Source organism: Mesorhizobium sp. KR1-2 (assembly GCF_040045035.1).
Taxonomy (GTDB): Bacteria; Pseudomonadota; Alphaproteobacteria; order Rhizobiales; family Rhizobiaceae; genus Pseudaminobacter.
Window position 1 is genome coordinate 61,404 of the sequence record NZ_JBDZDS010000001.1, and the last position, 25,596, is coordinate 86,999.

22 protein-coding genes are annotated in these 25,596 nt (G+C 65.4%); 11 read left to right on the plus strand and 11 right to left on the minus strand.

Features of this window, described 5'->3' with window-relative positions; all coding sequences use genetic code 11:
- Nucleotides 1-78: 78 nt before the first annotated feature.
- Together ABLE85_RS00380 and ABLE85_RS00385 are read right to left on the minus strand one after the other, a co-directional pair.
- Nucleotides 79-1,020: an HlyD family efflux transporter periplasmic adaptor subunit gene (locus ABLE85_RS00380; RefSeq protein ID WP_348790713.1), complete on the minus strand. Its 942-nt coding sequence runs from the start codon at nucleotides 1,018-1,020 to the stop codon at nucleotides 79-81.
- On the minus strand, nucleotides 1,017-1,730 hold the full coding sequence (locus ABLE85_RS00385) for a CerR family C-terminal domain-containing protein (protein ID WP_348790714.1): 714 nt from the start codon (nucleotides 1,728-1,730) through the stop codon (nucleotides 1,017-1,019). Before ABLE85_RS00385 ends, ABLE85_RS00380 begins: the two co-directional genes overlap by 4 nt.
- Before the next feature lie 80 nt (nucleotides 1,731-1,810).
- Between ABLE85_RS00385 and ABLE85_RS00390 the strand changes: the two genes are divergently transcribed.
- A complete protein-coding gene (locus ABLE85_RS00390) occupies nucleotides 1,811-2,281 on the plus strand; it encodes a CYTH domain-containing protein (protein WP_348790715.1) in 471 nt (156 codons plus the stop codon).
- A 58-nt stretch (nucleotides 2,282-2,339) separates the two neighbouring features.
- On the plus strand, nucleotides 2,340-3,185 hold the full coding sequence (locus ABLE85_RS00395; protein ID WP_348790716.1) for a YiiX/YebB-like N1pC/P60 family cysteine hydrolase: 846 nt from the start codon (nucleotides 2,340-2,342) through the stop codon (nucleotides 3,183-3,185).
- 18 nt (nucleotides 3,186-3,203) lie between these two features.
- Here ABLE85_RS00395 and ABLE85_RS00400 read toward each other — a convergent pair whose 3' ends face one another.
- Nucleotides 3,204-4,043 (minus strand): LytTR family DNA-binding domain-containing protein, encoded by an 840-nt coding sequence (locus ABLE85_RS00400; protein ID WP_348790717.1) that lies wholly within the window; start codon nucleotides 4,041-4,043, stop codon nucleotides 3,204-3,206.
- A 123-nt stretch (nucleotides 4,044-4,166) separates the two neighbouring features.
- Here ABLE85_RS00400 and ABLE85_RS00405 point away from each other — a divergent pair, with 123 nt between their 5' ends.
- Nucleotides 4,167-5,129 (plus strand): DUF6622 family protein, encoded by a 963-nt coding sequence (locus tag ABLE85_RS00405; protein WP_348790718.1) that lies wholly within the window; start codon nucleotides 4,167-4,169, stop codon nucleotides 5,127-5,129.
- A 4-nt stretch (nucleotides 5,130-5,133) separates the two neighbouring features.
- Here ABLE85_RS00405 and ABLE85_RS00410 read toward each other — a convergent pair whose 3' ends face one another.
- The 5 genes from ABLE85_RS00410 to ABLE85_RS00430 all read right to left on the minus strand — a co-directional run bounded on the left by ABLE85_RS00410 (nucleotide 5,134) and on the right by ABLE85_RS00430 (nucleotide 12,607).
- Entirely contained in the window at nucleotides 5,134-7,575 is a 2,442-nt protein-coding gene (locus ABLE85_RS00410; RefSeq protein ID WP_348790719.1) for an FAD-dependent oxidoreductase, read from the minus strand.
- The gene (locus ABLE85_RS00415) at nucleotides 7,572-8,462 is read right to left on the minus strand and encodes a phosphotransferase family protein (protein ID WP_348790720.1); all 891 of its coding nucleotides are present in this window, start codon (nucleotides 8,460-8,462) and stop codon (nucleotides 7,572-7,574) included. The genes ABLE85_RS00410 and ABLE85_RS00415 overlap by 4 nt, the downstream gene beginning before the upstream one ends.
- Before the next feature lie 10 nt (nucleotides 8,463-8,472).
- Nucleotides 8,473-10,515 (minus strand): ABC transporter permease subunit, encoded by a 2,043-nt coding sequence (locus tag ABLE85_RS00420; RefSeq protein ID WP_348790721.1) that lies wholly within the window; start codon nucleotides 10,513-10,515, stop codon nucleotides 8,473-8,475.
- The gene (locus ABLE85_RS00425) at nucleotides 10,512-11,537 is read right to left on the minus strand and encodes a betaine/proline/choline family ABC transporter ATP-binding protein (protein WP_348790722.1); all 1,026 of its coding nucleotides are present in this window, start codon (nucleotides 11,535-11,537) and stop codon (nucleotides 10,512-10,514) included. Before ABLE85_RS00425 ends, ABLE85_RS00420 begins: the two co-directional genes overlap by 4 nt.
- 83 nt (nucleotides 11,538-11,620) lie before the next feature.
- A complete protein-coding gene (locus tag ABLE85_RS00430) occupies nucleotides 11,621-12,607 on the minus strand; it encodes an ABC transporter substrate-binding protein (protein WP_348790723.1) in 987 nt (328 codons plus the stop codon).
- A gap of 257 nt (nucleotides 12,608-12,864) precedes the next feature.
- Here ABLE85_RS00430 and ABLE85_RS00435 point away from each other — a divergent pair, with 257 nt between their 5' ends.
- The 8 genes from ABLE85_RS00435 to ABLE85_RS00470 all read left to right on the plus strand — a co-directional run bounded on the left by ABLE85_RS00435 (nucleotide 12,865) and on the right by ABLE85_RS00470 (nucleotide 21,081).
- Nucleotides 12,865-13,629, plus strand: coding sequence for a DeoR/GlpR family DNA-binding transcription regulator (locus ABLE85_RS00435; RefSeq protein ID WP_348790724.1), 765 nt, complete (start codon nucleotides 12,865-12,867; stop codon nucleotides 13,627-13,629).
- Nucleotides 13,630-13,687: 58 nt separating this feature from the next.
- Nucleotides 13,688-14,599 carry a LysR substrate-binding domain-containing protein gene (locus tag ABLE85_RS00440; RefSeq protein WP_348790725.1) on the plus strand — a complete coding sequence of 304 codons (912 nt, stop codon included), beginning with the start codon at nucleotides 13,688-13,690 and terminating at the stop codon, nucleotides 14,597-14,599.
- A 190-nt stretch (nucleotides 14,600-14,789) separates the two neighbouring features.
- Nucleotides 14,790-15,947 carry an ABC transporter substrate-binding protein gene (locus ABLE85_RS00445; protein WP_348790726.1) on the plus strand — a complete coding sequence of 386 codons (1,158 nt, stop codon included), beginning with the start codon at nucleotides 14,790-14,792 and terminating at the stop codon, nucleotides 15,945-15,947.
- A gap of 230 nt (nucleotides 15,948-16,177) precedes the next feature.
- A complete protein-coding gene (locus ABLE85_RS00450; protein WP_348790727.1) occupies nucleotides 16,178-17,170 on the plus strand; it encodes an ABC transporter ATP-binding protein in 993 nt (330 codons plus the stop codon).
- A 14-nt stretch (nucleotides 17,171-17,184) separates the two neighbouring features.
- Nucleotides 17,185-18,135 carry an ABC transporter permease gene (locus tag ABLE85_RS00455; RefSeq protein ID WP_348791416.1) on the plus strand — a complete coding sequence of 317 codons (951 nt, stop codon included), beginning with the start codon at nucleotides 17,185-17,187 and terminating at the stop codon, nucleotides 18,133-18,135.
- Nucleotides 18,125-18,940 (plus strand): ABC transporter permease, encoded by an 816-nt coding sequence (locus ABLE85_RS00460; RefSeq protein WP_348790728.1) that lies wholly within the window; start codon nucleotides 18,125-18,127, stop codon nucleotides 18,938-18,940. Before ABLE85_RS00455 ends, ABLE85_RS00460 begins: the two co-directional genes overlap by 11 nt.
- Nucleotides 18,941-18,962: 22 nt before the next feature.
- Nucleotides 18,963-20,390 (plus strand): gamma-aminobutyraldehyde dehydrogenase, encoded by a 1,428-nt coding sequence (locus tag ABLE85_RS00465; RefSeq protein WP_348790729.1) that lies wholly within the window; start codon nucleotides 18,963-18,965, stop codon nucleotides 20,388-20,390.
- Between the two features lie 199 nt (nucleotides 20,391-20,589).
- A complete protein-coding gene (locus ABLE85_RS00470; protein ID WP_348790730.1) occupies nucleotides 20,590-21,081 on the plus strand; it encodes an ester cyclase in 492 nt (163 codons plus the stop codon).
- 399 nt (nucleotides 21,082-21,480) lie between these two features.
- Here ABLE85_RS00470 and ABLE85_RS00475 read toward each other — a convergent pair whose 3' ends face one another.
- The 3 genes from ABLE85_RS00475 to fdhF form a co-directional block, all read right to left on the minus strand.
- Nucleotides 21,481-21,732: a formate dehydrogenase subunit delta gene (locus ABLE85_RS00475; protein ID WP_348790731.1), complete on the minus strand. Its 252-nt coding sequence runs from the start codon at nucleotides 21,730-21,732 to the stop codon at nucleotides 21,481-21,483.
- The gene (gene fdhD, locus ABLE85_RS00480; RefSeq protein WP_348790732.1) at nucleotides 21,722-22,549 is read right to left on the minus strand and encodes a formate dehydrogenase accessory sulfurtransferase FdhD; all 828 of its coding nucleotides are present in this window, start codon (nucleotides 22,547-22,549) and stop codon (nucleotides 21,722-21,724) included. Before fdhD ends, ABLE85_RS00475 begins: the two co-directional genes overlap by 11 nt.
- 157 nt (nucleotides 22,550-22,706) lie before the next feature.
- Nucleotides 22,707-25,586 carry a formate dehydrogenase subunit alpha gene (fdhF, locus tag ABLE85_RS00485; protein ID WP_348790733.1) on the minus strand — a complete coding sequence of 960 codons (2,880 nt, stop codon included), beginning with the start codon at nucleotides 25,584-25,586 and terminating at the stop codon, nucleotides 22,707-22,709.
- Nucleotides 25,587-25,596: the final 10 nt, after the last annotated feature.

Below are 25,596 nucleotides of genomic sequence, written 5' to 3' on the forward strand. Positions count from 1 at the left end.
GGCGATGGCCGCAAAGGGATGCGGCGTCTTGAAAACGGAAGAAATCGGCTTTGACATTTCGCGCGCCTGTCGCTTGCGCTAGCTCGCCAGATCCACGTCGACGATCTGGCCCGGCTGCAGCGGCGTGTGGGTGCCGATCGGCCGCGCCTCGATGAGGTAGACGAGCTTCTGCCGCGTCTCCAGCGAATAGATGACCGGCGGGGTGAACTCCGGGTCCGGCGAGACGTAGCTCACACGCGCCTGCAGCCCGGAAGGGCACCCGTCGCAATGGACCGACAAGACGGCGCCGATCGTGACGGCGGAGAACTTTTCCTGCGGCACATAGACCTTCAGCTTGACGGCGTCGTCCGGCAGCATCGAGATCACCGGCGCGGAAGGGCCGGCAAGATCGCCAGGATAGCGGATGACGTCGGTGACGCGGCCCGGCGCCGGAGCTTCGATGGTGCGCTTGGAAAGGCGCCAGCGGGCCTGATCGAGCTCCGACTGGGCAACCTTCACGGCGTTCTGGGCGGCCTTGATCGCCTCGGGACGCGCCGGCAGGCGGCCGACCGCCAGATTGGCCTCGCTCTGGCCGATGGCCGCATCGGTAACTTCGACCTGGGTCGTGGCGTCATCAAGCTGGGCCTGGGTGGCGAAGCCGTGCTTGTTCAGGTCCTGAGTGCGCGTCAGTGTGCGCTTTGCCGCGTCCGATTGCGCCTTGGCCGTAGTGATGGCCGCCTCCAGCACCTCGATCTCCTCCGGCCGGCGGCCGACCAGCAGGTCGGCCAGCTGGGCCTGCGCCTGGGCCAGCGCGCCTTCCGCCTGCGCCACCGCAATCTTGGCATCGGTGTCCTCGGTCAACGCGATCGTCTGGTCTTTCTCCACGCGATCACCGCGCGCGACCGCAAGCGAGCGCACCTGCGCCACGTCGAGCGGCGCCAGCAGCACGAAGTCGCCTTCGACATAGCCGACGGCGAGCGGCGCGGTGCCGCAGGCCGACAGCAGCGAAGCGACGAGGGGAATGGCGCAAAGCAGGCTCATGCTCCTTCATCCTGGGGCCTTGCCGCCTGGTGGAAGGCCAGCATCGCGGCAAGATTGTCCTTGGCTATGGCAGCAACTGCGGCGGCCTCTTCGTTGCCGATCGCGGCCCAGCCCATGCGGCGCTTCACCGCCTCCTGGCCGATGCGGAAATAGATGACCTGGCCGATGAGGGTGAAGACGGTAAGCTTTGTCCTGTCGCTCTCGGCCGCTTCGCCGGTGGCCGCCGCCCATATGGCGCAGAGCCGCCGGTGCAGCGGCTCGAACACGCCGGCATAGATGCGGTCCAGCGCGGCGGTGGGGTGCGACAGTTCGCGCAACAGGAACTGCACGATCTCACCGGCTTCCGGACGTGCGACGACGAACTGCACCATGCGTTCGATCGCTCCGCGCAATTGCTGGTGTGCGGCTTCCGCCGAGCCTTGCACCTCGTTGATGGGGGCTACACCATCCAGCGCCTGGGTGGCGACGCGCTGGATCGTCTCCACGATGTAGTCGGCAGCCCCCAGCCGCAGGCCTTCCTTGCCGCCGAAATGGTAGGCGATGGAGCCGATATTGGCCTCGGCCAGCGCGGCGATCTCGCGCGTGGATGCGCCGTCGAATCCCTTGGCGCCGAACAGCTGCAGCGCCGCATGCACCAGTGCGGCGCGGGTCTGGTCGCTGGCGGGGGAGGGCGCGTTGCGTGTGCGCCTGGTCTTTGGCTGCTGGCTCATGTGCAAATTTTAATCAATCGATTGATTAAAATCAAGCCGTATCTTGCCGCCGCCGCTCCGGTAGGCTTTATACTCGCGCCATGGCGAAGGAGATCGAACGCAAATTCCTGGTGGCGAATGACGAATGGCGTGGCCACGTCACGGCCGTGCTGCCGATCCGTCAGTTCTACCTTGTCGCCGCCGCCGACCGCACCGTGCGCGTGCGCATCCACGACGGGAAGGCGGTGCTGACCCTGAAGTTCGGGAAGAATGCCAGGGTGCGCGACGAGTTCGAATATCCCATTCCCATCGCCGAAGCCGAGGAGATGCAGGCTTTTGTCCTCGGCAATGTCATCGAGAAGACGCGCCACCACGTTCGCCATGACGGTTATCTCTACGAGGTCGATGTCTTTGCCGGAGGGCTGGACGGGCTGGTGCTTGCTGAACTGGAGACCCCGGACGAAGTGCCTGATACCGCGCTTCCGTCCTGGCTTGGGCGCGAGGTCACCGGCCAGCCCGCCTATTACAACGCATCGCTGGCGCTTGTCGGCCGGCCCGTGGAGCTGCCATGAACCATCGCGCCGATCCGCATTCCTTTCTCAGTGAAGCCGCTGCTTACGGTGCCCGCGGATGACTGCGGCCGACACCTTGCTCGACCGCGTCGGGCTCTGGCTGGCGGCGCGGCTGCAGCAGAAATCGTCCGGCTACGAACCCTATACGCCGTCCGATCCCGAAACCCTGCACCGCGTCCTGCAGCCGGGCGACATTCTGCTGGTCGAGGGCAACCAGAAGGTCTCGGCGGCGATCAAATATCTGACCCAGTCCACCTGGTCGCATTCCTGCCTCTATGTCGGCAACGCCCTGCCGATGCCGGAAGACGGCTCGGAGCGGCCACAGCTCATCGAGGTCAATCTCGGCGAGGGCTGCGTGGCTGTGCCCTTGTCGAAATACCGCACCTACAACACCCGCATCTGCCGGGCGCGTGGCCTTACTTCGGAAGACCGGAGCGAGGTGGTCGAGTTCATGATCTCGCGGCTGGGGCTGAAATACGACCTGAAGAACATTTTTGACATGCTGCGCTATTTCCTGCCGACGCCGCCGGTGCCGGTGCGCTGGCGTCGCCGCATGATCGCCTTCGGCTCGGGCGACCCCACGCGGGCGATCTGCTCGTCGCTGATCGCGGAGGCGTTCGGGCGCATCCGCTATCCGATCCTGCCGGGCGTTACCCGGGCGGCCGGCCGCGCCTCGGTGCAGTCGCGCTACATGCGGCAGGAGATCCTGCACATTCGCCACCACTCGCTCTACACGCCGCGCGACTTCGATCTCTCGCCCTATTTCCAGGTCGTGAAGCCGACGCTGGAACACGGCTTCGACTACAAGAAGCTGAGATGGGGAGATGCCGGCAAGTTGTCCGCCGCACCGCCGCCCGCTTCGGAAACCAATGCATCCGAGGAAGCTGCCGCGCTGGAGGCCTGAGCCGGCCGGCTTCGATCTTCAGCCGATGCCGGCCTCTCGCGCCGCTGCCTGAAAGCTGCGGCTTACCGGCAAAAGCGTCCCGTCCTGCATCTTCACATAAAGCTTGTCGTCCTTGCGAAGCGTGTCCTCCACGGCGTCCAGCGCCACCCAGTGGGAGCGGTGGATCTGCAGCCCGGCGATCGGACCGGTTTCGCGCAGGGCATCCGCGAACCGCAGCAGCACCAGCGCCGAGCCGCGGTCGGTGTGCACGTCCACATAGTGGTCCTGCATCGACATGTAGGTGAGCTTGCCGCGCGCGGCAGACGGCAGCCGGTCGACCAACGCCGGCCGCGTCGCAGGCGGGGCGGTGTCGGTGGGAAACACGGCCGATAAGGTTGGCGCTTCGGGCGTCTCGGGTTGCACCGTCGCGACGGTTCCCGCGCTTTCGCGCCCGTCGATCAGATCATAGAGAAACGAGATGCCGGAGGCGATCAGCGCGACATTGAAGTACAGCGCGACGAGATCGCCATTGACCCATTGCGGGTCGGCAAACAGCGCGGCGTTGAGAAGGGCCACCGAAGCCGTGATCGGCACGGCCGCCACGAAGCCAGCGAGCAGGATCTTGGCGCCGCGATGCGCCGGGCCGGGCAGGTAGTAACCGAGCACCAGACAGGTGACGACGTAGCCGATGGCGTAGGTCATCAACGCGACCGCGAGCCAGTAGCCGAGGCGCGGCAGGAAGGGCATTTGCGAAAAAGTGCCGAACGGCCCGACCACGCCCAGCATCGCCGCCACGACGAGGATGGTGGCCCAGAAGCGCGGCGAAAACGCCATCGCCTGCAATCTGCGAAGCGTGAAATGCAGCGGCCCTTCGTCCACGAATTCGATCGTCCTTTCGCGAAAGTGCGTTTGAAGCCTTACCGAACGCTCGCCATTGTCCGGGGGCAACGGCAGGCCGTGATAGCCCGCCCACGGTCAAATTCCAACACTGGCAGAGACGACATGACCCTTCAACCGCTGCTCGAGGCCTCGCCCGTTATCCAGATACATGCCGTCTCGGCGATCGCCGCGCTGCTGCTTGGCGCGGTGGTGCTGTTCCGCCGCAAGGGGGATCGGTTGCACAAGCTCGGCGGCCGCATCTGGGTCGTCCTGATGGCGACGGTGGCGATCTCCTCCTTCTTCATCCACATCATCCGGATGTGGGGGCCATGGAGCCCGGTCCACCTTCTCGCGATCGTCACGCTTTTCGGGCTGGTCAAGGCGATCATGATGATCCGGAGCCGCAAGGTCGTGCAGCATGCACGCATCATGAAGATGGTCTATTCTGGCGGCCTGGTGATTGCCGGTTTCTTCACCTTCATGCCCGGCCGGGTGATGCATGCGGTGCTGTTCGGCGCTCCGGAAGCGGCCATCCATCCGGCAGCCACTGCCGCTCCCTCCGCCGGCGGCCCCGGCTTGATCCAGATTATCTCCGGCACGCCGCTTTGGGTCTGGCCGCTGCTTGCTTACGTGCTGTGGGCCGGATGGAGCATGAGCCGCGACCGCGACACCGCGCTGTGGCGCATGGCCGTGATGCCGGCGCTGATGTTCGGTCTGTCGATCTACGGGCTTGCCGCAAACGGGCTGACGCTCGTCTCGCTCGCCGCCTATATGGTCGGGGCCGGCCTCGGTGCCTTTGCCGGGCAGGCCGTCGCTCGCCGCCGTCCCGCAGAGGTGCTCGCCAACGGCATGATCCGCCAGAAGGGCGACTGGCTGCCCTTCGGACTGATCCTGGGCATCTTCGTCACCCGCTATGCGCAGGGCGCGGCGCTGGCCCTGCACCCGGAGCTATCCACCAACACAGCCTTCACCCTCGGTGGCGCCTTCGTGTCGGGCCTGTTCGCCGCCACCATGATCGTGCGCACGCTGGCCTCGCTGCCGCCGCACACGTTGCGGCAGCTGCCCAGGCCCCTGTCGGCAAGGTGAAGGCTCAGCCCTTCACCTTCGCATTGGCGGGATCGTAGAGCGGCTCGAGGTGGATTTTTGCCTTGGTCCGCTCCATCGCCACCACCAGCTCGTATTCGCCCGAGGCCAAAAAGTCGTCGCTGACGCCGTCGGCATTGCGGACATAGCCGTAGCCCACCGGCCTGCCGACCGTGTAGCCATAGCCGCCGCTGGTGAGGTAGCCGACCGGCTCGCCGTCGCGCAGGATGGTTTCTCGTCCGACCAGAACGATGTCCGGATCGTTCACCGTGAAGCCGGCAAAGCGCTTCTTCGGCGTGGCGCCGTTCAGCTCCTCCAGCGCGCGGCGGCCGAGGAAGTCGGTGTTCTTCTTCAGCTTCACCGCCCAGCCCAGGCCCGCCTCCTGCGGCGTATCGTTGGGCGTGATGTCCGAGCCCCAGGCGCGATAGCCCTTTTCGAGCCGTAGCGATTCCAGCGCGCGGTAGCCTACGGGGCGGATGCCCCAGGGGTCGCCCGCCGCCATCAGCGCGTCGAAAATCTCGCCGGTGGCCTCGATCGGCACATGCAGCTCCCAGCCAAGCTCGCCGACATAGGTCACGCGCAGCGCCCGAACCTTATGCCCGGCAATCGAAATCTCGCGCACATGGCCGAAGGGGAAGGCGGCGTTTGAAACATCTACATCCGTCACCGCCGAAAGCACGTTTCTCGCGTGCGGTCCCATCAGCGACAGCGTACCGAAATCCTCGGTCACGTCGGTCAGCGTCGCGTCGAGGTCCGCCCCGATGTGGTCGCGTATCCAGGCCAGGTCATGCGTGCGGAAGCCGGTGCCGGTGACGATGTAGAATTTCTCGTCGGCCAGCCGCGCCACGGTCAGGTCGGCCTCGATGCCGCCGCGGGTGTTGAGAAGCTGGGTATAGGTCAGCCGCCCCACCGGCTTGTTGACGTCGTTGGCGCAGATCCAGTCCAGCGCCTTCAGCGCGTCGGGTCCGGTCATCTCATATTTGGCGAAGGACGATTGGTCGAAAATGCCGACCGCCTCGCGGACGTGGGCGTGCTCGTCGCCCACCGGGCCGAACCAGTTTTGCCTCCCCATCGAATAGACGTCCTTCGCCTCCATGCCCTCGGGCGCGAACCAGTTCGGTCGCTCCCAGCCGAGCTTGGAGCCGAACACGGCGCGATGGGCCTTCAGCCGCTCGTACAGCGGCGAGACGATGCGCGGTCGGCCGCTCTCATGTTCCTCATGCGGGAAGCCGATCGTGTAGTGCTTGCCATAGGCCTCTAGCGTACGGTCGCACACCCATTGCCGGTCGCGGTGCAGGTCGGAGAAGCGGCGGATATCGACCACCCAGAGGTCCAGCGGCGCCTCGCCGTCAACCACCCACTGCGCCAGCACCCAGCCCGCGCCGCCGCCCGAAGCGATGCCGAAGGCGTTGAAGCCGGCGCCCACGAACATGTTGTGGCATTCCGGCGCGAGGCCGAGGATGAAATTGCCGTCGGGCGTAAAGCTCTCGGGGCCGTTGATCATCTGCTTGACGCCAACCTGCCCCAGCGCGGGGATGCGCTCGATGGCCTGCACCATGTGCTGCTCGAAATGGTCGAAATCGTCGTCGAACAGGCGGAATTCCCAGTCGTTCGGCACGTCGCCAGTGGTCCAGGCGATCGGGTTCGGCTCATAGCCGCCCATGACTAGCCCTCCCACTTCCTCCTTGAAATAGGTGCGGCGGTCGGGGTCGCGGATGGTCGGCGCGTCGGTGGCCAGCCCCGTGATCTTCTCGGTAATGATGTACTGGTGTTTTACCGGCTGCAGCGGCACGTTGATGCCGGCCATGGCGCCCACCTGGCGCGCCCATTGGCCGGCGCAGTTCACTACCTTCTCGCAGGCGATGTCGCCCTTGTTGGTCTTCACCGCCGTGATGCGGCCGTCCTTCATCTCGAAGCCGGTGACGCGGACCTCCTCGAAGAGCTTTGCGCCATGCATGCGCGCACCCTTGGCGAGCGACTGGGTGATGTCGGAGGGGCTGGCCTGGCCGTCGGTGGGCAGCCAGCTTGCGCCGACAAGGTCGTCCACCTCCATCAGCGGCCACATACGCTTGACCTCTTCCGGCGAGATCAGGTGCATCTCCATGCCGAAGCTCTTGGCGGTGGTGGCGAGCCGGCGGTATTCGGTCCAGCGATCCTGGTTGGTGGCGAGCCTCAGGCAACCGGTCATCTTCCAGCCGGTGGCAAGGCCGGTCTCGGCGTCGAGCCGCTTGTAGAGGTCGACCGAATATTTCAGCACCCTCGTGATCGAGGCCGAGGAGCGCAGCTGCCCGACGAGGCCCGCCGCGTGCCAGGTCGAGCCGGAGGTGAGCCGGCCCTGTTCCAGCAGCACCACGTCGGCCTTGTGGTCGCGCGCCAGGTGATAGGCGGTCGAGCAGCCGATGATGCCGCCGCCGATGACGACGATCTCAGCGTGGGATGGCAAGGTCATGATGCGGTCTTTCCATAGGTCGTGCGGTAATGGTCGAGCGCGGCGTCGAGCCGGGCCAAGTTGTCAGCGGTGTAGGCGACGTAGTCGACGCCGGGGGCAGAGAGGTGGAGTTCGGAGACCATGCTCCACATCGCCTCGCGCAGCAGCGAGGCGCATTGCATGGCCGAATGCGCGCGCCTAGTGGCAAGGTCCGGCTCGCGGCCGAGATAGGTCGCCAGCAGCTCCTCGGCTTCCTCCTGGGTCATGCCGGCATTGGAGGCGACGCCTGCCAGGTCGAACATCGCGGTGGAAAAACCGGCATATTCGAAATCGATGAGCCAGAGTTTTTCGCCGTCGTCGAGGAAATTTGCCGGCAAGAGGTCGTTGTGGCCGAACACCACCGGCAACGCCACCTGCGCGCGCTCCAACTCGTCGGCCAGCGCGATATAGCCGGGCAGCTCGGCCGCCATGCGGCTGCTGCCCGCATCCAGCGTCCGGGCATAGTCGCGGATGACGTGGAACACCCAGAACATGAAGCCGGCGCCCGAAACATGACGCGGCATTTCCTCGTGGAAGCGGCGCATCAGCTGGGCCAGCCGGTTGCGGTTTTTCCGAACATCCTCGGGGCCATAGGTCCGGGCGTCGATGAAGGCCGAGACCATCAGCCCCGGCTCGGCATATTCGAGCGCAGGCGCAAATCCGGCGGCGTGGGCGGCGCGCGCGGTCATGATCTCGCGCTCGCGATAGACATGATGGAACGGATAGTCCTTGCCGAAGCGCACCACGTGCCGGCCCTTGGCGTCGGTGACGAGATAGCTCTCGTTGCTGATGCCGCCGCGCAGCGGCTCGATGCTGACGCCACCGCTCCAGATCGGCAGGGTGCGGATGCGAAGATCGTTGGTCCTCACGGTTTCCCCCTCATGCGAGCCCCAGCCTAGCCTTGGTGCGCGCAGCACCCGCCGAGATCAGCCGGTCGGCGATGATGGCGATGAAGGCGACCGCCAGCCCCGCCACCAGCCCGCGCCCGGTGTCGGCCTTGGTCAGCGCGATGTAGACCTCCTGTCCGAGATCGCGGGTGCCTACGAGTGCGGTGATGACCAGCATCGACAGCGCGAACATGATGGTCTGGTTCAGCCCCAGCATGATCTCGGGCAGCGCCAGCTTGAGCTTGATCTTGGTCAGGATCTGCCAGGGCGTGCAGCCCATGGCGCGGCCAGCCTCGATCAGCCGCGGGTCGACGCGGGTCAGGCCGTGCACCGTGTAGCGGATCGCCGGGACGATCGAATAGGCGACGACGGCGATCATGGCGGTGAAGTCGCCGACACGGAACAGCATCACGGCCGGCATCAGATAGACGAAGGAGGGCAGCGTCTGCAGCGTGTCGATGATCACGCGCACCCAGCTCCACAGGCGCTCCCGCTCCGCCGCCAGGATGCCGATGGGAATGCCGATCAGCATGGCGAGCATCACCGAGATGCCGCAGAGATAGACGGTGATGGTCGCCTTTTCCCACTGGCCGGTGGCGGCGATGAGGAAGGCGAGGATACCGACCACAAGCGCAAGCCGGGCGCCGCCCAGCCGGTAGCCGGCAAAGGCCAGGAGACCGGTCACGCCCAGCCAAGGCAGGCCGCCCAGGAAGCGCTTGAACGGCACCAGCACGTTGAGCAGCACCCCGTTCTTGATCGCTTCGAAGGTGTCGAAGAAATTGACGTTGATCCAGGCCACGACATTCGACCAGAACGACCCGGTCGAGAGCCGCAGGCTTTCGGGATAGGTCTGCACGAAGGGCAAAGCGAGGCCGGCGAGGCCCGTGAGAAGCACGATTGCCAGCGCGGCCAGCGTATAGGGATTTCGCGCCACGAAGCTGCCGCCTGCGACACCCGTCGTGCCGGGCATTCCGGCGCGCTCGGCATAGGCCTGGCTCAGCCGGTCCAGCGCCACCGCCAGCGCGACGATGGCAAGGCCCGATTCCAGCCCCGCACCGATGTCGAGCCTGCGAAGCGCTGCCAGCACGTCGAAGCCGAGCCCGCCGGCGCCGATCATGGAGGCTATGATGACCATGTTGAGCGACAGCATGATCACCTGGTTGACGCCCACCATCAGGCTGTCCTTGGCCGACGGCACCAGCACCCGCCAGGTCATCTGCCGGCGCGTGCAGCCGATCATCTTGCCGAGGTCGTGGATCTCGGACGGCACCGAGCGCAGCGAAAGCGCGGTGATGCGCGTCATCGGCGGCATGGCGTAGATCAGCGTCGCCACCACCGCGGCCGTCGGCCCGAAGCCGAACAGGAACAGGATCGGGACCAGATAGGCGAAGACCGGAATGGTCTGCATCAGGTCGAGCACCGGCGTCAGCGCCTTTTCGAAGCGCGGCCAGCGATAGGCGGCGATGCCGAGCAAGAGCCCCGCGACCACGCCGAGCGGCACCGCCACCAGGATCGAGGCCAGCGTCACCATCGCGCTCTGCCACTGGCCGAACACCGCCAGGAAGCCGAAGCAGAGCCCGACTATCAGCGCCAGTCGTCGGCCGCCGGCATGAAAACCCATCATGGTGACAATGGCGATCACGGCGATCCAGGAGAGCGGCGGCAGGATCTGCACCGCGCTCGAGCCCTGGCCCGACAGGAAGCCGGTGGAAAGCAGGCTGAGCGCCAGTCTGTAGGGCAGGTCGATGATGCTGGCGATGAAGCGCGTGAGGTCGGTGAAGGTGAAGAGGCCGAAGCTCGCCTGGTTCACCAGCCATTTCATGGCATCGCCGATCCAGCGCGCGAGCGGGATCTGCCAGCTCTTGGGATAATCGAAGGTCCATTTGAGCGCCTCGGCGCCGAACCGCCACAGAAGGAGGAACGCGGCTATAGCCACACCCCAGGCGACGAGCGATGCCTTGCCCGCGGCCCTCGCCGTGGCTGGGGCTTGCACGGATGCTTCGATGGGGCGGGCCGGCGCGCTCACTTCGCTCACCCCCGCATCATCAGGTCAACGACGTCGGCGCGATGCAGCACGCCGACCGGCCGGCTGTCGCCGTCGACCACGCCAAGATGTTCGCTGTTTTCGCCGAAGACGGGCGCAGCCTCGGAGACGGTCGCGCGTGCCTGCACGGTTGCGACCCCGTTCGGCATGCTGCCATTGGCCCGGCGCATGATCGAGGCGACCCGCACCACCTTGGCCTTGGGCACATTGCGGGTGAATTCGGCGACATAGGCCGTGGCCGGGTTGAGCACGATGTCTTCCGGCGTGCCGGCCTGCACCACCGCACCGTCCTTCATGATGGCGATGCGGTCGGCGAGCCTTATCGCCTCGTCGAAATCATGGGTGATGAAGACGATCGTCTTCTTCAGCACCGACTGCAGGCGCATGAACTCGTCCTGCATCTCGCGGCGGATCAGCGGGTCGAGCGCTGAGAAGGGCTCGTCGAGGAACCAGAGTTCCGGCTCCACCGCCAGCGAGCGGGCGATGCCCACGCGCTGCTGCTGGCCGCCGGAAAGTTCGCGCGGGAAGGCGTTCTCCTTGCCCGACAGGCCGACCAGTTCGATCATTTTTCGCGCACGCGCCTCGCGTGTCGATTTGTCGATGCCCTGCACCTCCAGCGGGAAGGCGACATTGGCCAGCACGGTGAGATGCGGCAGAAGCGCGAAATTCTGGAACACCATGCCCATCTGGTGGCGGCGGATCTCGATCATGCGGGCGTCGCTCGCCGCCAACAGGTTCTCGCCGTTGAACAGGATCTCGCCGGCGGTCGGCTCGATCAGCCGCGACAGGCAGCGCACCAGCGTCGACTTGCCTGAACCGGACAGGCCCATGATGACGAAGATCTCGCCGGCACGGACTTCGAGGTCCACGTTGCGCACCGCGCCGACCAGTCCGGCTCGCGCAAGCGTTTCGGCCGAGATGTCGGCCCTAGCCGCGGCCATGAATTCCCGGGCGCCGCCGCCGAATATCTTCGATACGTTGCGGCAAATGAGTTTCGGTTCCGGTGAAGGCATGGTCCGTCCGGTCGCAAAGTCGTTTCAGGCACTGGGGGGAGGAGGCCCGCCGCAACGCGCGGCGGGCGAAAGCCGATCAGCGGCTATTTCTTGATCCACTCGGACCAGCGGGCTTCGTTGGCGCCGATCCATTCGGCCACCACGTCGTCCACCTTCTGGCCTTCGAGGTCGACCTTGACGATCATCTGACCCATTTCGTCGTTGTCGAGCTTGAATGCCTTGATCGCCTTGTAGGCGCCCGGCCACTTGTCCTTCACGCCGGACCAGGCGACCTTCCAGATCGGCCCGCGCGGCTTGGCACAGTCATAGAGCGCGTCCGGATTTATGCCCCAGGAAGGGTCGGTGTAACAGGCCTTCTCGTATTTCGGGAACTCGATCCAGTTGCCCTTGAACTTCACAGGCGCCCAGTGCGGGGCATAGATCCACAGCAGGATCGGCGCCTTGCGTTGGTAGGCGGATTCGAGTTCGGCAAAGAGCGCGGCATCGGTGCCGGCATGCACCACCTCGAAGGGCAGCCCAAGCGCCTCGACGCGCTCGTCGTCGAAGCCGCCCCAGGTCACCGGTCCGCCGAGATAGCGGCCCTTGGGATAGGTCTCGGCGGTGGCGAAGGCCTCGGCGCATTTCTCGTCCTTCAGCGCTTCCCAGTTTGGCAGGCCGGGGCACCTTTCCACCATGTAGTCGGGATACCACCACTCCTCGATGGCCTGCATGCCGTTCTCGCCGAGGTTCTCGACCTTGCCGGTGGCGACGGCGGCGTCCATGGCGTCGCGCCCGGTCGTCTCCCACATCTCCATGGCGACGTCGAGATCGCCCGTCTCCAGCCCGGCGAACTGCGCCAGATAGTCGGCCTGCACATAGTCGACGCTGTAGCCGGCCTTCTTCAGCACCTCGCCCATGATGTGCGTGGTGATGAGCTGGCCGGTCCAGTCATGCAAAGTCAGCTTGATCGGGTCGGTGGAATCCTCGGCGCGCGCCTGCGGCCCGGAGGACAGAAACATGGCTGCCGACAGGGCCAGCGCGCCGAGCGCGGACATGGCCATGCGGCTGTTGAAACGACTGCGCGAATGCATGTCGAAACCTCCTCGTTGTCGTCGTTCTTCTTGTCTTTGTGTGCCCCGGAGCTGCGCTGGCGCGTCTTGTGACGCCAATCGGCCCGGTGCTGTTCCCGCTGGCAATCTCACGCAGGGGAAAGCGGGTTGTCAACGCCGATTTGTGGCATTTTGTGATTTTGTGACCGAATGGCGCCCGTATTCGTTGCGATCATTGTCACAATTGCCTAAGAAGCGGTCATAAAGGATCGGTTTTCGGCAAAGCAGCAGCGCCCATCATGAACCACTCCAAACGGCACGCGGAAATCCTGCGCATCGTGCAGGACGAAGGCACGATCAGCATTGCCGACCTGGCCGACCGACTGGGCGTGTCGCTGGAAACGGTGCGCCGTGACGTGAAGCCGCTGACCAGCGACGGCACGGTCATGAAGATGCATGGCGCCATCGGCTTGCCGGCGATCGTGGGCGAGGCCCCCTTCGAGCGGCGCATGCGCGAAAACAGCGAAGCCAAGCGCGCGATCGCCCGCCTGGTTGCCACCACTATCCTCGACGGCGAGTCGGTCATGCTCGACACCGGCACGACCACCAGCTACCTTGCGCGCGAGCTGCTGGGCCATCGCCGGCTGACGGTGGTGACCAATTCGTCCGACATCGCGCGCACGCTGGCGACGGTCAACGGCAACCGCGTCTACATGGCCGGCGGCGAGCTGCGCAGCGATTCAGGTGCGGCCTTCGGCATTTCGGCCATCGAGTTCGTCAGCCGCTTCAGCGTCAACCATGCCATCATCTCCATCGGCGCGCTCGATGCCGTTGCGGGCGTCATGGACTATGATCTTGAAGAGGCGGAATTCGCGCGCATGGTGCTGTCGCGCGGCACGCGCTCGCTGGTGGTCACCGACCACACCAAGTTCGGCCGGCAGGGGCTGGTGCAGGTGTGCGGCTTCGACGGTTTCGGCGAACTGGTCACCGACCGCGCCCCGCCGCCCGACATTGCCGCCGCACTCGCCGCCGCCGGCACGCGTCTGACCGTGGCCGGCGCCTGAGGCTTAGGCGGACGGGCAGCCTCTTCCCAAGTGAGGCGCGCCCGTGTTTAGTCGCGCCATGGCATTCACGATCAGGCAGTTGCAGTTTTTCGTCGCGGTGGCCGAGCAGGGCACGGTCTCGGGCGCTGCGCAGAACCTGTCCATCTCGCAGTCGGCGGTCACCGAGGCGATCAAGGACCTGGAACGCGACCTCGGCGTCGAGCTTTTCGAGCGTCATCCGCGCGGGCTCACCATCACACACAAGGGCCACCAGTTCCTGCGCCACGCGACAAAGATCCTCGCGAATGTCTCGGATGCCCGGCGCACATTTACAGAAACGCCGGAGCGGGTCGGCGGCCGCCTCCAGCTCGGCGTCACCTCGCTGGTGGCCGGCTATGTGCTGTCCGACCTGCTCGCGCGCTACCGCCGCGCCTTTCCCTCGATCGAGGTTTCGGCCATCGAGGACAATGGCGACTATCTCGAGCACCTGCTCATCGGCGGCGAGCTCGACGTCGCCGTCATGATCATCTCCAACCTGCGCGACCGCATGGCGCTGCAGGCCGAAATTCTCGAGGTCTCGCCCTATCGGCTGTGGCTGCCGCTCGGCCATGCGCTGGTCGACGCCGACATCATCGGCATCAACGACATCGCCGCCGAGCCGCTGATCATGCTGACGGTGGACGAAATCGAGGAGAACACCGGCAAGCTGCTTTCCGCCTTCGGCGCGCGCCCGCATGTGGCTTTCCGCACGAGGTCGGTGGAAGCAGTGCGCAGCCTGGTCGCCACCGGGGCAGGGGTCACGCTGCTGCCCGATCTGGTCTACCGGCCATGGTCGCTGGAAGGCGACCGCATCGAGTCGCGCGACGTTTCCGGCTCGCTGCCGGCGGTGCAGGTCGGCATGGTCTGGCGGCGCGGCTCCAGCCTGCCGCAAGCGGCGCGCGATTTCATCGGCGTGGCGCAGCTTCAGCGGCAAACGCGGCAGAGACCGTAGGCCTGTTCCCGGGAAGGGCTGCTTGCTCACTTCATGAAAGTCCAAGATCAGCACCGCCGAGACCTATCGGAAAAACCGATATCGTCTTTCTGATAAATCCGTTTGCGAATGCTCCGCTTTCGGATCAACTTCTCTCGCAGGGATCAGTGTCGCCATTCAGAGCGGCCCCTCACAATGGGAGAGAGAAGTCATGAAATCTTTTCTGAAGACGTGCACTGCCATGACTCTGGCGCTGAGCTTTTCCAGCCAGGTCATGGCGCAGGAGATGCTGAAGGAACTGGGCAAGGGCGAGGGCGAGGTCAATATCGTCGCCTGGCCGGGCTATATCGAGCGCGGCGAAACCGACAAGGACTATGACTGGGTCACGGATTTCGAGAAGCAGACGGGCTGCAAGGTCAATGTGAAGACCGCCGCGACCTCCGACGAAATGGTCGCGCTGATGAACGAGGGCGGCTTCGACCTGGTCACCGCCTCGGGCGACGCCTCGCTGCGTCTCGTGGCCGGCAAGCGCGTGCAGCCGGTCAATGTCGATCTCATCCCGAGCTGGAAGACGGTGGACGAGCGCCTGCAGAACGCGCCCTGGTTCACGGTCGACAACGTCCATTACGGCGTGCCCTACCAGTGGGGCCCGAACGTGCTGATGTACAACACCCACGTCTTCAAGGAAGCTCCCAAGAGCTGGAACGTCGTGTTCGAGCCGATGGATTTCCCGGACGGCAAGCCCAACAAGGGCCGCATCCAGGCCTATGACGGCCCGATCCACATCGCCGACGCCTCCAACTACCTCATGGCGCACAAGCCCGAGCTCGGCATCAAGGACCCCTACGAGCTGAACGAAGACCAGTACAAGGCAGCGCTTGACCTGCTGCGGGTGCAGCGCACGCTCGCCGGCCGCTACTGGCACGACGCCATGATCCAGGTCGACGACTTCAAGAACGAGGGCGTGGTCGCCTCCGGCTCGTGGCCGTTCCAGGTCAACCTGCTGAAGTCGGAAGACCAGCCCGTCGCCTCGACCATTCCGGAAGAGGGCGCCACCGGCTGGGCCGACACCACCATGATGCATGCCGAGGCCGCCCATCCGAACTGCGCCTATATGTGGCTGGAGCATTCGCTGTCGCCCAAGGTGCAGGGCGATCTCGCCGCCTGGTTCGGCTCGAACCCGGCCGTGCCGGCCGCCTGTAAGGGCAACGAGCTGCTGGGCGAAGAGGGCTGCAAGACCAACGGCTTCGAGGACTTCGAGAAGGTCAGGTTCTGGCGGACCCCGGTGGCCAAGTGCGCAAGCCAGGGCGAGTGCGTGCCCTACTACCGCTGGGTCTCCGACTACATCGCCGTGATCGGCGGGCGCTAAGGCCTTTTGCCCGTCCCGTGATGGGACCGCAGGTCCGGGGAGGGGTAACCTGATCGTTCGGTTTCCGCCCCCTCTCCGTCTCGGCTTCGCCTCGACACCTCTCCCCCGCAGGGGGGAGAGGAAAAGCGCCCTTCCTCGTTCCTCGCCCCACGGAGTGGGGAAGAGATGCCGAGCGTCAGCGATGCGGACAGGGGGCAGCATCATGCTTCAAAGCAGCGATTGATAATCACATGACCTCAGCCGTTTCCTTCGAAAATGTCTCCCGCCACTTCGGCGCCGTGCGCGCGGTCGATGCGGTCGATCTCGACATCAGGCCGGGCGAGTTCTTCGCCATGCTCGGCCCGTCGGGCTCGGGCAAGACCACGTGCCTGCGCCTCATAGCCGGCTTCGAGCAGCCGACCGGCGGCAGCATCAAGATCTTCGGCGAGCGCGCCGAGGGCGTCCCGCCCTATCGCCGCAACGTCAACACCGTGTTCCAGGACTACGCGCTGTTTCCGCATCTCAACGTACTCGACAACGTCGCCTACGGGCTGATGGTGAAGGGCGTTTCCCGTGCCGAGCGCGGCAGGCAGGCGGAAGAAGCGCTGAAGCTGGTGCAGCTTCCCGGCTATGGCGCGCGCAAGCCCGGCCAGCTTTCCGGCGGCCAGCGCCAGCGCGTCGCGCTTGCCCGCGCGCTGGTCAACAAGCCCCGCGTGCTTCTGCTCGACGAGCCGCTCGGTGCGCTCGACCTGAAGCTGCGCGAGAACATGCAGGAAGAGCTGAAGCTCCTGCAGCGCGCGCTCGGCATCACCTTCGTCTTCGTCACCCACGATCAGGGCGAGGCGCTGTCCATGGCCGACCGCGTGGCCGTGTTCAACGACGGGCGCATCATGCAGATCGGTGCCCCGCAGGACATCTATGAGCGGCCGCAGTCGCGCTTCGTCGCCGATTTCGTCGGCTCCTCCAACGTGCTGCCGCCCGATTTCGTGGCACGCCATGGCGGCGCGCGTCGCTGGGCGAGCCTCAGACCCGAAAAGATCCGCCTCGGCGAGGGCAACGCGGGCGTGTCCGGCGCGGTCAAGTCGCGCAGCTTCCTCGGCGCCACCAACCGCGTCACCGTCGAGGCCGAGAGCGTGCGCCTGCACGTGGTGGTGCCGGCCGGCCTGTCGCTGCCGGACGACGGCGCTGACATCCGCCTGTCGTGGTCGCCCTCCGACCTGCACCTGATGGAAGAAGCGTCATGAGCGCGTCAGCCGTCATGTCCGCGCGTGCCGCGCCCGCCATCCTGCCAAGTCGCGGCGGCATCGCAGGCGCCCTGTCCGACACCTTCTGGCGCCAGCCGAAGCTGCTGCTGTTCCTGATGCTGCTGCCGCCGCTTCTTTGGCTCGGCATCGTATATCTCGGGTCGCTGTTTGCGCTGCTCTTGCAGAGCTTCTTCTCGATCGACGAGTTTTCCGGCCTCATCAACCGCGAGTTCACGCTCAAGACCTACGGCGACCTGTTCCAGGCCGCCAATCTCGACATCATCCTGCGCACCGTCACCATGGCGGCCTGCGTGACGCTCGCCTCGGCGGTCGTCGCCTTCCCCATCGCCTACTACGCGGCCCGCTATGCGCGCGGCAAATGGAAGGCGCTGTTCTATCTCGGCATCATGCTGCCGCTGTGGTCGAGCTATCTGGTCAAGGTCTATGCCTGGAAGCTCATCCTCGCCAAGGAAGGCATCCTGACCTGGCTGTTCGACAAGCTGCACCTATCGTGGCTGCTCGATGCCTGGCTGTCGCTGCCCTATGTCGGCGGCAACTCGCTGTCGGTGTCCTTCACCGGCACCTTCATCGTCTTCGTCTATGTGTGGCTCCCCTACATGATCCTGCCGATCCAGGCCGCGCTCGAGCGCGTGCCGGGCAATCTGGTGGAAGCCTCGTCCGATCTCGGCGCCTCGCCGGGGCAGACCTTCCGCAACGTGCTGTTTCCGCTGGCGCTGCCGGGCATCGTTGCCGGTTCCATCTTCACCTTCTCGCTGACGCTGGGTGATTACATCATCCCGCAGATCATCGGCACCTCGCGGCTGTTCATCGGCCAGGCCGTCTACGCCCAGCAGGGCACCGCGGGCAACATTCCGCTGGCTGCCGCCTTCACCGTCGTCCCGGTCGTCATCATGGGTTTCTACCTGTGGGGCGCCAAGCGCATGGGAGCTTTCGATGCGCTCTGATCGCAACCAGTCCGCGCCTTTGGGCGTCAAGCTTGCAGCAGCAGCGGGGCTCCTGTTCCTGCACCTGCCGATCTTGCTGATCTTCGTCTACGCCTTCACGACGGAAGAAAAGACCTACCAGTGGCCGCCGCCGGGCCTCACGCTGAACTGGCTGTCTGTCGCTTGGAACCGGCCAGACGTGTGGGCCGCACTTGGCCTGTCGGTCAAGGTGGCGTCGATCGCCACGACGATCGCGCTGGTGCTGGGCACGCTCTGTGCGGCTGCTGTGAGCCAAACAAAATTCTTCGGCCGCGAGGTAGTGTCGCTGCTGGTCATCCTGCCGATTGCGCTGCCCGGCATCATCACCGGTATCGCGCTGCGTTCGGCCTTCAGCCTCGCCGACATCCCGTTCTCGTTCTGGACGATCATCCTCGGCCACGCCACCTTCTGCGTGGTGGTGGTCTACAACAACGCCGTGGCGCGCTTCCGCCGCACCTCCGGTTCGATGATCGAGGCCTCGATGGACCTGGGCGCCGACGGTTTTCAGACCTTCCGGCACGTGGTGCTGCCCAATATCGGCACGGCACTGCTTGCCGGCGGCATGCTGGCCTTTGCGCTGTCCTTCGACGAGGTCATCGTCACCACCTTCACCGCCGGCCAGCAGCAGACGCTGCCGATCTGGATGCTGGAGGAACTGGTGCGGCCGCGCCAGCGCCCGGTCACCAATGTGGTGGCCATGGTGGTGGTGCTGTTGACCTTCCTGCCCATCCTCGCCGCCTATTACCTGACCCGCGAAGGCGACCAGGTCGCCGGCAGCGGCAAATAGAATTCAAAGGGAGAGAGACATCATGTACACCGAGATGCTGATCGGTTCGCGCTTTGAGAGCGGCACGGAAACCGAGGAGCCCATCCTCAACCCGAAGACGGGCGAAACCATCCTCCGCCTGCCCGAGGCAAACCAGGCGCAGATCGACGCGGCGGTCGCCTCGGCCGAAAAGGCCTTTGCCGCCTGGTCGCGCACCACGCCGGCCGAGCGCTCCGGCTATCTGCTGAAGATCGCCGAGCGCATCGAGGCGGAGGCCGAGAGCTTCGCCAAGCTCGAGGCGCTGAACTGCGGCAAGCCCATCAACGCCGTGCTCAATGACGAGATCCCGGCGCTGGTGGATTGCTATCGCTTCTTTGCCGGCGCGGTGCGGACCATGCCGGGCGTCGTTGCGGGCGAATATATCCCCGGCCATACCTCGATGATCCGCCGCGACCCGGTCGGCATCGTCGCTTCCATCGCGCCGTGGAACTATCCGCTGATGATGATGGCCTGGAAGTTGGCGCCGGCGATTGCCGGCGGCAACACTGTGGTCTTCAAGCCTTCCGAGCAGACGCCGCTGACGGCGCTGAAGCTCGGCCGCATCCTTTCCGAAGTGCTGCCCGAGGGCGTTGTCAACATCGTGCTCGGCCGCGGCGAGACCGTCGGCAACGCGCTGATCAACCATCCCAAGATCAACATGGTCTCGATCACAGGCGACATCGCCACCGGCAAGAAGGTGCTGCAGGCGGCCGCCCGCTCGGTCAAGCGCACGCATCTGGAGCTCGGCGGCAAGGCGCCGGTCATCGTCTTCGATGACGCCGACGTGGAAGCAGTGGTCAACGGCGTGCGCGCCTTCGGCTACTACAATGCCGGCCAGGACTGCACCGCCGCCTGCCGCATCTATGCCGGCAAGAAGATCTACGACAAGCTGGTCGCCGACCTGACCTCGGCCGTCTCGTCGATCAGGTACAACCTTGCCGACGACACTGAAAACGAGATCGGGCCGCTCATCTCCAGCCGCCAGCGCGACCGCGTGGCAAGCTTCGTGGAGCGCGCCACCGAGCAAAAGCATATCGAGATCACCACCGGCGGCCGGCCGGGCGAGGGCGGCGGCTTCTTCTACCAGCCAACGGTGGTGGCCGGCGCGCTGCAGGAAGACGAGATCGTGCAACGCGAGGTGTTTGGCCCGGTGGTCTCGGTCACCCGCTTCTCCGACGTTGACGAGGCTGTGAATTGGGCCAACGCGTCCGACTACGGCCTTGCCTCGTCGGTGTGGACCAAGGACATTTCTCGCGCCATGGCCACCGCCGCGCGGCTGCAATATGGCTGCACCTGGATCAACACCCACTTCATGCTCACCAACGAGATGCCGCATGGCGGCATCAAGCAGTCGGGCTACGGCAAGGACATGTCGCTCTATGCGCTGGAGGACTACACGGTGGTCCGCCACGTCATGGTCGCGCATGGGTGAGCGGCCGGTTTCGCGCGGAGCGCGAAAGCCATGATGCCAGTGGCATCATGGCAGGCCAGCGAACGCCGGGACGCTGCCGGAGGCAGCGGGGACCCGGCCGGGGGTCTGAAGATCGGGCCCAAAAATTTCCGGAACGCCGCAGGCAGCGGCGCTCCGGACGGGCGGGCGGAATACTCAACGAAGAAAAGGGAGGAATAGCATGCGCAGGCGTCAGTTTCTCGCAGTCACCGGTGCCCTTGCTCTGGCCGGCATGATGGTTGTGCCGCCGGCCATGGCCGACGACAGCCCGCAGGCGGTCGTGGAATCTTATCTGGCGGCGTGGAATGCCCACGATTCCGCCAAGGCGGCGAGCCATTTCGCCGACAATGTCAGCTATTACGATGCCTCGGTCGGCACGCCGGTCGAAGGTCGCGAGGCGGCCAAGACCGACGTCATCGACAATTTCCTCAACGCCGTGCCGGATGCGGCGTGGAAGATGAAGGGCTCGCCCATCGTGCAGGAGGGACGCGTGTCCTTCGAATGGCAGTTCTCCGGCACCAACACCGGCGACTGGGCTGACGGCACCAAGGCCACCGGCAAGAGCTTCAAGTTCGACGGTGCGTCGATATTCGAGATCGGCGGCGGCAAGATCACCCATCAGGCCGATTATTACGACGCGCTGGGGGTCTACAAGCAACTCGGGTTGATGTAGCGGCGGCAAGCCGTGGGGGGCGGAGACAGCTTGCTCGTCCGGGTATGATCCCGGGCGGGCAAGCGTCTGCGCGCGTGTCATGCTTCGACGATGTGGGGGCTCTCACGTAGAGGCATGGGTCCCCGGAACCTCCGCACTTCGCTGCGCTCGTGCTCCGGCCAGAGGACGACGGAGTGGAGGGGCGCCATGAAGTGAGCGATATAGGTCTCTCCGCGCAACCTTCGGACGTTGACGAGTTCGCGAAGGCATCTGCCACCCGTCATCCTCCTGCCATTCGGCTTTCGCCATGAGCGAAGCGAATGGCGAAGGCCGAATGGTTGCGGGGATCCAGGCCCCGACGGTTGTGCCGCCAAAGCCGATGCAGAATTGGACCGAACCGACCCAGGAAGGTGGGGCGCCTTACGCCGCCGCTTCAGCCGGCCGCCTGATGGTCGCAGACGCTGCGAGCACCAGCTCGTCCAGCCCGTCGCCGCCGGCATCGATGATCTCGAACAGGTGCCGGCGCATGCGCGGCTCCCAGAACTTGTTGATGTGCTCGGCCGTGCCGGCGATGCCTTCCTCGCGCGGCTTGGAATGAAAGAAGGTGGCGATCTGGTTGGCCATGCGGATGATCTTGTCGCGCGTGCTGGCCCTGTGTTCATCAAGCGACATGACGTTCGGCTCCGGAAATTACGCGGTCTGGATTGGTGAAAATGTCGAAATCGTCGCCGCGCACCAGCGCCACCAGCGTCATGCCGGCTGCGTCTGCGGTGCGGATGGCGAGCGCGGTCGGCGCCGAAACGGCAATGATGAAGCGCGAACCGATGGCCGCGGCCTTCTGCACCATCTCGACCGAAACGCGGGAGGTGACGACGACCGCGCCGCTGGCGCCTGCGATGCCGGCGCGAGCCAGCGCGCCGGCAAGCTTGTCGAGCGCATTGTGGCGGCCGACATCCTCGCGCGCCAGCACTACGCCCTGGCCGGGCACGTAGAAGCCGGCGGCGTGCACCGCGCCGGTCTCGGCATGCATGGGCTGGACCTTCGAAAGCAGCTTTACCGACTGGACGATGTCGTCCTCGGAAAGCGTCAGTGCGGCCGCGCCCACCTGGCAGACGGAACGCATGGCTTCATCGATGGATTCGATGCCGCACAGCCCGCAGCCGACCGGGCCGGCGAGCCTACGCCGCCGCGCCTGGAAGCGCGTGTTGGCCTTGTCCTTCAGGCGGATCTGGATGTCGATGCCGGCGCCGAGATCCTCGATCTCGATTGCCTCGATCTCTTCGGCAGACCCCACGATGCCCTCGGTGAGCGAAAAGCCCAGCGCAAAATCCTCGAAATCGGCGGGGCTCGCCATCATCACCGCATGCGTCGTGCCGGCATAGGAAAGCGCGATCGGCGTTTCCTCCGGCACCATGCGCTGCGCCGCAGTCGTCCCGCTTGCGCGGCGCGCAATACGGGTGATCTGCGTGGTGGCGGGGCGGTTTGTCATTGTGCGCCTCACCCTTCCCCTTGTGCGGAGGGGCGATCCACGAAGTGGATCAGGTTCAGGGTAATCTGTCGGGCAGGACGGGCGCGTGTCAACCCCCACCCCGGACCTGCGGTCCGACCCACCCCACAAGGGAGAGGGTATCGGCGCAGCGCCACCATCACTCCGCTGCTTCCAGCCGGCCTGCGATGCGGCGGCTCTGGCGTGCCTGCTCGTTGTATTCCTTCTGCCATTCCGATGGGCCGTTGGAAGGCGCCACCTGCACCGCCGTCACCTTGTATTCCGGACAATTGGTTGCCCAGTCGGAGAAGTCGGTGGTGATGACGTTGGCCTGCGTGTCGGGGTGGTGGAAGGTCGTGTAGACCACGCCCGGCGACACCTTGTCGGTGACGAGCGCGCGCAGGGTCGTCTCGCCGGCACGGCTGGCCAGCCGCACCCAGTCGCCGTCGCGGATGCCGCGATTTTCGGCGTCGTGCGAGTGGATTTCCAGCCGGTCCTCGTCGTGCCACATCACATTGTCGGTGCGGCGGGTCTGCGCGCCGACATTGTACTGGCTGAGAATGCGGCCTGTGGTGAGCAGCAGCGGGAAGCGCGGACCGGTCTTTTCGTCGGTCGCCACATATTCGGTGCGGATGAACTTGCCCTTGCCGCGCACGAAGCCGTCGATATGCATGATTGGTGTGCCTTCCGGCGCCTTCTCGTTGCACGGCCACTGCACCGAGCCCATCTTTTCGAGGAACTCATAGGAGACGTTGGCGAAGCTCGGCGTCGTCTTGGCAACTTCGTCCATGATCTCGGACGGGTGCTGGTAGTTCCAGTTCAGGCCCATGGCCTGGGCAAGCTTCTGCGTCACTTCCCAGTCGGCATAGCCGTTCTTCGGGGTCATCACCTTGCGCACGCGGTTGATGCGGCGCTCGGCATTGGTGAAGGTGCCATCCTTCTCGAGGAAGGTCGAACCCGGCAGGAAGACATGCGCGTAGTTCGCCGTCTCGTTGAGGAACAGGTCCTGCACGACCACGCATTCCATGGCGGCGAGGCCGGCCGAGACATGCTTGGTGTCGGGGTCCGACTGCAAGATGTCTTCGCCCTGGATGTAGATGCCCTTGAACGTGCCTTCTACGGCGGCGTCGAGCATGTTGGGGATGCGCAGGCCCGGCTCGTTGTCGAGCTTCACGCCCCACAGGCTGTCATAGATGTCGCGCACGGCGTCGCCCGAAATGTGGCGGTAGCCCGGCAGTTCGTGCGGGAACGAGCCCATGTCGCAGGCGCCCTGCACGTTGTTCTGGCCGCGCAGCGGGTTTACGCCCACGCCCCTGCGGCCGATATTGCCGGTCAGCATGGCGAGGTTGGCGATCGCGATAACGGTCGTCGAGCCCTGGCTGTGCTCGGTCACGCCGAGGCCGTAATAGATCGCGCCATTGCCGCCGGTGGCGTAAAGGCGGGCAGCACCCCGGATCGTCTCCGCCGGCACGCCCGACAGCTTTTCAACCTCTTCGGGGCTGTGGCGCGGGTCCGACACGAACTCCGCATAGTCCTGGAATTCCGCCCAGTCGCAGCGCTCGCGGATGAAGGCTTCGTTGAACAGGCCCTCGGTGACGATGACATGCGCAAGCGAGGTGACGACGGCGACGTTGGTGCCCGGCTTCAGCGCCAGGTGATGTGCCGCCTCGATATGGGCCGACTTGACCATCTCGGTGCGGCGCGGATCGATGACGATCAGCTTGGCGCCGGCGCGCAGCCGCTTCTTGAGGCGCGATGCGAACACGGGATGCGCCGACGCCGGGTTGGCGCCGATGATCAGCGCGACATCGGTATGCTCGACCGAGTCGAAGTCCTGCGTGCCGGCCGAGGTGCCATAGGTCTGGCCGAGGCCGTAGCCGGTCGGCGAGTGGCAGACGCGGGCGCAGGTGTCGACGTTGTTGTTGCCAAAGCCCTGGCGGATCAGCTTCTGCACGAGGAAGGTTTCTTCATTCGTGCAGCGCGAGGAGGTGATGCCGCCGATGGCCGCGCGGCCGTACTGGTACTGGATGCGGCGGAACTCGTTGGCGGTATGGGTCAGCGCCTCTTCCCACGACACTTCGCGCCACGGATCGGTGATCTTCTCGCGGATCATCGGGTTGAGGATGCGCTCCTTGTGCGTGGCATAGCCATAGGCGAAGCGGCCCTTGACGCAGGAGTGGCCGCGGTTGGCCTTGCCGTCCTTCCACGGCACCATGCGCACCAGCTCCTCGCCGCGCATCTCGGCCTTGAACGAGCAGCCGACGCCGCAATAGGCGCAGGTGGTGACCACCGAGTGCTCCGGCTGGCCGATCTGGATCACCGACTTTTCCGTCAGCGTGGCGGTCGGGCAGGCCTGCACGCAGGCGCCGCAGGACACGCATTCGCTGTCGAGGAAGAGTTCGTGCGCGCCCGGCGAAACGCGGCTGTCGAAGCCGCGGCCTTCGATGGTCAGCGCGAACGTGCCCTGCACCTCCTCGCAAGCGCGCACGCAGCGCGAGCAGACGATGCACTTGGAAGGATCATAGGTGAAATAGGGGTTGGATTCGTCCTTCGGCATCCAGTTGAAGTTCTGGACGCCGTCGTTCTTGGCGCGGACGTGGTTTTCGCCCTCGTAGCCGTAGCGCACGTCGCGCAGGCCGACAGCACCGGCCATGTCCTGCAGCTCGCAGTCACCGTTGGCCGCGCAGGTCAGGCAGTCCAGCGGATGATCGGAGATGTAGAGCTCCATCACGCCCTTGCGGATGTCCTTGAGCCGGCTCGTCTGGGTGTGAACCACCATGCCCGGCGCCACTGGAGTGGTGCAGGAGGCGGGCGTGCCGGCGCGACCCTCGATCTCGACCAGGCAGAGGCGGCAGGAGCCGAAGGCATCGACCATGTCGGTGGCGCACAGCTTCGGCACCTGGATGCCGGCCTCCATCGAGGCGCGCATGATCGAGGTGCCCTCAGGCACGGTCACCGAAAAGCCGTCGACGGTCAGCGTGACCTGCTTTTCGGCCTTCGAGGCAGGGGTGCCATAGTCGATTTCGTGGACGAGACCCATGGTTCTGACT

What these genes read in the sequence shown, in the direction of transcription:
- ABLE85_RS00385 (WP_348790714.1), bottom strand. Translation starts at nt 1,730, where the DNA reads ATGAGCCAGCAGCCAAAGACCAGGCGCACACGCAACGCGCCCTCCCCC.
- ABLE85_RS00410 (WP_348790719.1), bottom strand. Translation starts at nt 7,575, where the DNA reads ATGACCTTGCCATCCCACGCTGAGATCGTCGTCATCGGCGGCGGCATC.
- ABLE85_RS00475 (WP_348790731.1), bottom strand. Translation starts at nt 21,732, where the DNA reads ATGTCGCTTGATGAACACAGGGCCAGCACGCGCGACAAGATCATCCGC.
- ABLE85_RS00465 (WP_348790729.1), top strand. Translation starts at nt 18,963, where the DNA reads ATGTACACCGAGATGCTGATCGGTTCGCGCTTTGAGAGCGGCACGGAA.
- ABLE85_RS00425 (WP_348790722.1), bottom strand. Translation starts at nt 11,537, where the DNA reads ATGCCTTCACCGGAACCGAAACTCATTTGCCGCAACGTATCGAAGATA.
- ABLE85_RS00440 (WP_348790725.1), top strand. Translation starts at nt 13,688, where the DNA reads ATGGCATTCACGATCAGGCAGTTGCAGTTTTTCGTCGCGGTGGCCGAG.
- ABLE85_RS00450 (WP_348790727.1), top strand. Translation starts at nt 16,178, where the DNA reads ATGACCTCAGCCGTTTCCTTCGAAAATGTCTCCCGCCACTTCGGCGCC.
- ABLE85_RS00435 (WP_348790724.1), top strand. Translation starts at nt 12,865, where the DNA reads ATGAACCACTCCAAACGGCACGCGGAAATCCTGCGCATCGTGCAGGAC.
- ABLE85_RS00460 (WP_348790728.1), top strand. Translation starts at nt 18,125, where the DNA reads ATGCGCTCTGATCGCAACCAGTCCGCGCCTTTGGGCGTCAAGCTTGCA.
- ABLE85_RS00390 (WP_348790715.1), top strand. Translation starts at nt 1,811, where the DNA reads ATGGCGAAGGAGATCGAACGCAAATTCCTGGTGGCGAATGACGAATGG.
- ABLE85_RS00455 (WP_348791416.1), top strand. Translation starts at nt 17,185, where the DNA reads ATGTCCGCGCGTGCCGCGCCCGCCATCCTGCCAAGTCGCGGCGGCATC.
- ABLE85_RS00395 (WP_348790716.1), top strand. Translation starts at nt 2,340, where the DNA reads ATGACTGCGGCCGACACCTTGCTCGACCGCGTCGGGCTCTGGCTGGCG.
- ABLE85_RS00380 (WP_348790713.1), bottom strand. Translation starts at nt 1,020, where the DNA reads ATGAGCCTGCTTTGCGCCATTCCCCTCGTCGCTTCGCTGCTGTCGGCC.
- fdhF (WP_348790733.1), bottom strand. Translation starts at nt 25,586, where the DNA reads ATGGGTCTCGTCCACGAAATCGACTATGGCACCCCTGCCTCGAAGGCC.
- ABLE85_RS00430 (WP_348790723.1), bottom strand. Translation starts at nt 12,607, where the DNA reads ATGCATTCGCGCAGTCGTTTCAACAGCCGCATGGCCATGTCCGCGCTC.
- fdhD (WP_348790732.1), bottom strand. Translation starts at nt 22,549, where the DNA reads ATGACAAACCGCCCCGCCACCACGCAGATCACCCGTATTGCGCGCCGC.
- ABLE85_RS00445 (WP_348790726.1), top strand. Translation starts at nt 14,790, where the DNA reads ATGAAATCTTTTCTGAAGACGTGCACTGCCATGACTCTGGCGCTGAGC.
- ABLE85_RS00470 (WP_348790730.1), top strand. Translation starts at nt 20,590, where the DNA reads ATGCGCAGGCGTCAGTTTCTCGCAGTCACCGGTGCCCTTGCTCTGGCC.
- ABLE85_RS00405 (WP_348790718.1), top strand. Translation starts at nt 4,167, where the DNA reads ATGACCCTTCAACCGCTGCTCGAGGCCTCGCCCGTTATCCAGATACAT.